At 46.2% G+C, this 6,367-nt stretch carries 8 protein-coding genes; 5 read left to right on the forward strand and 3 right to left on the reverse strand.

From position 1 onward, the window contains the following. The 4 genes from kbl to H6F80_RS31215 all read left to right on the forward strand — a co-directional run. Window positions 1-916, forward strand: a 916-nt coding sequence (gene kbl / locus H6F80_RS08315; RefSeq protein ID WP_190791110.1) for a glycine C-acetyltransferase, incomplete at its 5' end; no start/stop codon positions are given. Window positions 917-1,791: 875 nt separating this feature from the next. Further along, window positions 1,792-2,028 (forward strand): DUF433 domain-containing protein, encoded by a 237-nt coding sequence (locus tag H6F80_RS08320; RefSeq protein WP_190791111.1) that lies wholly within the window; start codon window positions 1,792-1,794, stop codon window positions 2,026-2,028. A 286-nt stretch (window positions 2,029-2,314) separates the two neighbouring features. Continuing rightward, on the forward strand, window positions 2,315-2,581 hold the full coding sequence (locus H6F80_RS08325; RefSeq protein WP_190791112.1) for a hypothetical protein: 267 nt from the start codon (window positions 2,315-2,317) through the stop codon (window positions 2,579-2,581). Window positions 2,582-2,743: 162 nt separating this feature from the next. Further along, window positions 2,744-3,268 (forward strand): DDE-type integrase/transposase/recombinase, encoded by a 525-nt coding sequence (locus H6F80_RS31215; RefSeq protein ID WP_242067234.1) that lies wholly within the window; start codon window positions 2,744-2,746, stop codon window positions 3,266-3,268. Window positions 3,269-3,500: 232 nt separating this feature from the next. Here H6F80_RS31215 and H6F80_RS08335 read toward each other — a convergent pair whose 3' ends face one another. The 3 genes from H6F80_RS08335 to H6F80_RS08345 form a co-directional block, all read right to left on the reverse strand. Further along, window positions 3,501-3,764, reverse strand: a complete 264-nt coding sequence (locus tag H6F80_RS08335) for a hypothetical protein (RefSeq protein ID WP_190791113.1) — start codon at window positions 3,762-3,764, stop codon at window positions 3,501-3,503. Window positions 3,765-3,825: 61 nt separating this feature from the next. Next, complete coding sequence (locus H6F80_RS08340; protein WP_190791114.1) at window positions 3,826-4,560, reverse strand: isochorismatase family protein; 735 nt, start codon at window positions 4,558-4,560, stop codon at window positions 3,826-3,828. Window positions 4,561-4,907: 347 nt separating this feature from the next. Beyond that, window positions 4,908-5,411, reverse strand: a complete 504-nt coding sequence (locus H6F80_RS08345) for an Lrp/AsnC family transcriptional regulator (RefSeq protein WP_190791115.1) — start codon at window positions 5,409-5,411, stop codon at window positions 4,908-4,910. Between the two features lie 217 nt (window positions 5,412-5,628). On the opposite strand from H6F80_RS08345, the gene H6F80_RS08350 reads away from it, so the two are divergent. Then, on the forward strand, window positions 5,629-6,367 hold a 739-nt coding region (locus tag H6F80_RS08350; RefSeq protein ID WP_190791116.1), incomplete at its 3' end, for an extracellular solute-binding protein.

Consider the following 6,367-nt stretch of genomic DNA (forward strand, 5'->3'; position numbering starts at 1 on the left):
GTTTCTGAATACAGAGGACACTATTCTATATACGTCCTGCTTTGATGCGAATGGAGGATTATTTGAAACGTTGTTGAATGCAGATTGTGCGGTTATTAGTGATGCGCTGAATCATGCCAGCATTATTGATGGAATCCGGCTTTGCAAAGCGCAGCGCTATCGATTTGCCCATAGCAATATGCAGGAATTAGAACACTGTTTACAACAAACCCAGAACGCCAAAATTCGCCTCATTGCGACGGATGGCGTGTTCAGTATGGATGGTGATATCGCCAGGTTAGAACAAATTTGTGATCTGGCAGAGACTTATGATGCGTTAGTGATGGTGGATGACAGCCATGCCACGGGTGTAATCGGTGCCACGGGACGCGGTTCTGCAGAACACTGTGGCGTTATCGGACGGGTGGATATTATTACCAGTACTCTGGGTAAAGCGTTAGGCGGCGCATCGGGCGGTTTCACCTCCGGGCATAAGAGCATTATCGACCTGCTGCGACAGCGATCGCGTCCCTACCTGTTTTCTAATACCCTGGCTCCGACGATCACCTACACCAGTCTCACGGTTCTTGACCTGCTGGCTCAATCCAGTGAACTCCGCGATCAACTAATGGAAAATACCTGCTATTTTCGGCAGCAGATGCAGGAACGGGGCTTCGAGATCAAAGCAGGGGTTCACCCCATCACGCCGATTATGCTCTACGATGCGAAGTTAGCTCGCGATATGGCGCAGGACTTGCTGGCGGAGGGCATTTATGTCATTGGGTTCAGCTATCCTGTTGTGCCTCAGGGACAGGCTCGGATTCGAGTCCAAGTTTCGGCTGCCCATACGCGATCGCACCTTGATTGCTGCATTGAAGCATTTACAAAAGTAGGACAGCGCTATGAAATTCTGAGAAGTCTGACGAGGAGCATTTGATCGAGAAAAAGCACCCATTCCTTGTGGAGAAGCCCCTTCTCAAGGATTAAACTGGTTTATAGTGCATTGGAGGGTATGCGACAATAAAGGGTTCAGATTCCGACAATGCAGAGACAGCCATCGGCAAGGGGTTGTTGATAGGATTGACTGGGGGAACCTGCTTGACTGACAGAACTAAGAAGCTAGAAAGCGGCTGAGGACAGTAAATTCACGTTTGAAGGAATCATTTTGTTGTCGCTTAGATGCGATGGCAGGTTGAGGATCAGGCGAACTTGAGAGGAACGGATAAACCTGCATTTGCCATTGGTGAGTAATGACAAGGCGAATCCAGTTCTAACCGATTTTCAGATAACTTATGCCGCGATACCAGTGAGCATCGACTTGGCGACGCTTGCCAGAGGCAACCACCTGCCCCCCCCAGTACTAAAAACAGCATCGTCAAGGCAATCACCCCGCACAACTGAGAGAACGCAAATCTGTCCCGCAACCTGGAGGCTTCGAGATTGAATCCATTTGACTTTAGATCCAAAAATGATTCCTCCACACAAAACCTGAGCCGGTATTGAGCAAAGGTCTGCAAGTTTGTCGGTTCGTCGCCCACAATCGTTCAATCGCTGTAGGATGCAACTCACATTCTCTTATCCCACCTTTCTGCATCGCTCTCACCTTTATTGATCTTCTGTGTCACGATGAAAGAAGAGTGATTTTCTGCATCGCGATGAACTGCGAATAGTAAAACTGCGGCTTGAAATCCCCGATGGCTGAGCCTGTAGCTGAGTCATCATTGCCCAGCTCACACCTAAACATTCGAACTCGATCGCTCTACCGATAACTAGTTTAGAACTAGCCAAATCACAAGATTAGTGGAACAAGATATGGCACCGCCAAAAATCAGAAAGACTGCTGGAATCTGCAATGGAGCTGCTTGTATCGGGCGGACGCAGATTCCGGTGTGGCAGTTGATTGCTTTACAAGGGCAGGGATGCTCCGAGGCAAACTTGCTCAGCGACTACCCTCAGTTGACCCGAGACGACTTGAAAGCTGCCCGCACTTACTATGCTCAGAACACCGAGGAAATTGACGAGGCGATCGCTGAGAACTTAGAGAGCTAGGGTACCAACCCCAGTTTCCCCAGCAGTTGGATTCAATTGAAGCTGCTCGTACCGAGATTGTCAGAACTGAGTATTCAAATCTCAATTCTTAATATGGTTGAGAATTTTCTCAATAAGTTAAACGAAAAAATCAGGGTTTCACTCGAAAAAATGAAGTGAAATTCTCAGTAAGGAATAATGATGAGTATTCAGTTCTGGCACTTTCATGTTGAGTCTACAGATTGAGTCGTAAACTGAAGGAAATTCAGACCATCGGCTATATAGAAGACTGACTGAGGCGCTCACCATGCGGATAAAACTGAAGGAAATTGGGTTTGCCAATGGGGTAGTGTTCGTAGACCTCTATAACATCAGTTTCAGGGTTAAAGCTTTTGTCAATACTCAGCATGTGAATGGAGAAGCGGGAAGCATTCCTGGTTCGCTCTTACAGGGGGAAGAGATGATGGTTGAGCGAGTATTGACGAATTCTGGTCGCTTATGGGTCAGCGGCAAAAACCCTAGAGGCGAGCGAGTGGATTTGAACCCCAAAGATTTGATTTACATGGAGCAGTAGCGTCGCTAACCAAGGGAAACTGTCAGAACTGGGTACTCACTTGAGGACAGAAGCCCGTAATTGATAGACTGACTACTGCCCCCAATCTGTGCTCAGCAAGCTCTCCATGAACTGCCCTGATTGTTGCTCAGCCCGTATACCTGCTTGCAACGCACGACGAACTTGGGTTATGCTCTGTTTCGCTGCAAGAATTGTCGTTGTACCTTTAATGAACCCACAGATACACCTTTCAACTTCATCGAGGTACCTACCGATATCGTCTTTCAAGCCCTACTGTGTCGATTCCGCTACAAGCTCAGCTTTCGCGACATTGCCGAATTCTTTTTGCTGCAAGGATTTGAGTTTACCCATGAGACTGCACGGAATTGGGAAGGGCGCTTTGCTCCAACCTTTGCCAAGGAACTGAGAGCCAAACGCAAGGGGAAGGTGGGCAAGATCTGGTTTGTGGACGAGACGTACATCCGAGTCAAGGGGAGGTGGTGTTATTTGTATCAAGGCATTGATGAAGATGGGAATTTAGCCGATGTGCAATTGAGCGAGAAACGAGCTATGGCAGCGGCAAAAGCCTTCTTTGCTGAGGCTCATGAGGTTGCCCAACAACCGCCACAACGAGTAGTGACAGATGTCTGGCTTCGTACCCAAGAGCAATTGACGAGGAATTGGGAATGGATGTTGAGCATGAAGTGAGGGGTTGTTTGGGAAATCCGATCGAATAGAGCCATCGAGGGATCAAGCAACGGTACTATCCCACTTTAGGCTTTGGGGTGCTTGAGAGTGCGAAACGATTTTGTCAAGCGTTTGATGAAGTTCAGCAATTTTTGCGACCAAGAACAAGAATGGCAGAGTTCGTGTCTTTATCTGAGAAACGAGAACGCTCTATTAAACGAATTAGCGAGTTACAGGAGATATTCCAAGCTATCTAATCGAAGATAGGAAAGAGAAAGTCTGTAATGATAAAAATTATAAAAAAGCGGCGATTTGTGTAATCAGTTCTGACAGTTTTGGCAGGGGTAGCCTGTTGGGTTGCTTGGCTTACGATCTCGATCGCAGAACTGGGACTTCCGACTGCTGCGATCGAAGTAGCCTGAGCTTTTACCCTTCCCATCAAAAACACAACCAAACCAATGACAACCAGAAGAAGCACAGGAAACTTCTGTATAGGTTTCCGCAGAACTTTACCCATAGATACTCCTCCACCTGAAAAACTGGCTTAAAAACAGTTCCGTGACTTGTACTCAATAAAATCAAGAGAAAGCAACATACTGATCTAGCTCGGATTGCTGCTCCTTCACATCCGGTAGCGATGAGACTGTACTAATGAAAGCTTGGGAGGTTCCGACTGTTCCAAAAATGCCTCCTTCCATTTTCACCATCTCAATCGCTGCTGCATGGAGCCGAGGATCGCTCTCAGCGCAGCAATCCTCCAGCAGCAAAATGTCATAGCCCCGATCGCTTGCTTCACGTAACGTAGAATGGACACAAACAGCAGTAGTCAAGCCGCAGATCACTAAGTTCTTGACGCCAATTCGCTGAAGTAGCAAATCAAGATCCGTTGCATAGAAAGCACCGTTACCAGGCTTGTCAATCACGGGTTCGCCGGGCAAAGGAGCCAATTCTGGAACAATTTGCCATCCGGGTTCACCCCTCACAAGAATACGCCCCAGTGGACCCTCACTTCCGATCTCTGCCCCAGCACGATGACTCCGCCAGTGCTTAACTTCTGACAAATCCGCTAAGTCGGAACGGTGCCCTTCACGGGTATGAAAAATTGGAAATCCTTTTGCTCTTGCAACCGTCAGCAAAGCTTTGATTGGCTGAATGACGGTTCGCGTCAGCGAAATATCGAATCCCTTCTGGTCAAGGTATCCCCCAAAATTGCAGAAATCAATTTGCACATCGATCACAATTAGAGCCGTGTTCTGAGGCGTAAGCTCTTGTTGATAGGGAAAAGCATATGGATCAGCAGCTACTTTCATCATGGTTGCTAGCGGATTAGCATTTACACTCTACATATTTACCGATTTGGTAAATATAGTCGAGTTTTATTTCAGGAAAAGGTAACAAAAACTAGATTTTTTGCGTGTTTTGTATTCAGAAGTACAAAATCTGCTGCTGATTTGGCGATATTCTTCAGCCTAAGGAAAGGTTTATCCTTAATTCGTTACGCATTAGTTCTGTCACGCATGAATATCGATTGAATGAGTTCTGCTTTTGCAGGCTGATTTAGCTTCCGTATTATAGTTACAGGACTGACACGGACTATGAGTTCGTTAAAAATGCATCATCTCGATAAGTGCAGTGGCTTACCATAGGAGGAAAATCGGTGCTAACTCTGTCTTGTGTTTTTCACCCGAATTGGATACTGTGCTTTAAATATTTTGAGTATTACTCTAACGTTTAAGCGATGAACTTCCGGCTGTCGCTTAAGCCAGTTTGTAAACTCAAGCAAGTCTTCATTACTTTGGCAAACATACTCCAGCATAATGTTGTATTCTCCCGTGACTGCGGAGAGATAGCTGATATTTTCTGTCTCGATTAATTCCTGAAGTAGTCTTTCGTGAAACTCGGCGCTTGTCTCTATCTCGATATAGGCAACATTGGCGTAATTGAGCTTACCCGTATTTAAAAAAGCATTAATCGTAATGATTCCATCATCAACCAAACGCTTAACGCGATATCGTACCGTTGCTTCAGGAACACCGAGTTCTCTCGAAATTTTGCTGTATGCCATTCTGCCATCTTGTTGAAGCTGTTGAATGATTTGCAGATCCAGCGAACTAATTTCCGATTCGTTAGCCTGCTCTTCATTAAGATTATCGTCGTGGTTCATCTCATAATTCATAGGGAGCAAATTCTAACTAGAAACTGGAAGGAGCAATGAGTCTATATTTTTGAATATCAGTCCATCTTGCAAGAATTTGTCTGGGTTTGACCGAAATTACTTTAGTCATTCTACATTCTGAAATCGTACTAGAGGCATATAGACAAATTTGTATCGGAACTGTGTCTAATTCTTCCAATTGTTCTGAGCACACGAGGAAAATATTATGGGCCATTCAATTAATCGACGACAGTTTATCAGAGGCGCGGCTGCTTTTGCAGGTTTTACAGCAGCAGTTGCTTGTTCTCCGCAAGCTCCCTCTGTACAAACAGACGGAAAGCGGAGCCTCAAGGTTGGAACGTTTGGCGGTTTTTTTGAGGAGGCATTTGTCAAAAATATTTATCCTGAATTCACGAAAGCAACAGGGATCGAAATCGAATCTGTGCCGACTCCTGCCGCAGATGCCTGGTACACCCAGCTAGAGACAGCAGCAAGAGCAAATCAGGCACCCACCGATCTATCGATGATGGCTCAGATCCCGATGCTGCGTGGGCAGGCTTCAGACTTATGGACACCCTTTGACCTTGAACGGATTCCCAATGCAAAGTATTTGAAGGATAACTTTATTCATCGCTATCCGGATGGACGAGTGGATGGAATTGGTGCAGCCTCCTGGTATGTCACCTTTGTAACTAATAAAACAAAGCACCCCACCGTACCTGCTTCCTGGGCTAGTTTATGGGATGAGCAATATCGGAATCAACTGGGGATGAACGCGCTTCCCACTGGAGGCTTTTTACTAGACATCACCGCAGCAACCTTCTTTGACGGCAGCAAAATTCTAGAAACCCAGGACGGGATTCTGCAAGTGCTGAATAAGGCGGCCGAAATTAAGCCGAATGTCAAATTGTGGTATCGAGATGAAGCTCAGTTTCAGCAAGCCCTGGAAACTGGAGAACTGGCAA

The organism is Leptolyngbya sp. FACHB-711 (assembly GCF_014695615.1).
GTDB lineage: Bacteria > Cyanobacteriota > Cyanobacteriia > Elainellales > Elainellaceae > Leptolyngbya_A.

Bases quoted from the DNA above. Each gene is read 5' to 3' on its own strand.
- H6F80_RS08340 (WP_190791114.1), bottom strand. From the start codon at position 4,560: ATGATGAAAGTAGCTGCTGATCCATATGCTTTTCCCTATCAACAAGAG.
- H6F80_RS08325 (WP_190791112.1), top strand. From the start codon at position 2,315: ATGCGGATAAAACTGAAGGAAATTGGGTTTGCCAATGGGGTAGTGTTC.
- H6F80_RS08320 (WP_190791111.1), top strand. From the start codon at position 1,792: ATGGCACCGCCAAAAATCAGAAAGACTGCTGGAATCTGCAATGGAGCT.
- H6F80_RS08335 (WP_190791113.1), bottom strand. From the start codon at position 3,764: ATGGGTAAAGTTCTGCGGAAACCTATACAGAAGTTTCCTGTGCTTCTT.
- H6F80_RS08345 (WP_190791115.1), bottom strand. From the start codon at position 5,411: ATGAACCACGACGATAATCTTAATGAAGAGCAGGCTAACGAATCGGAA.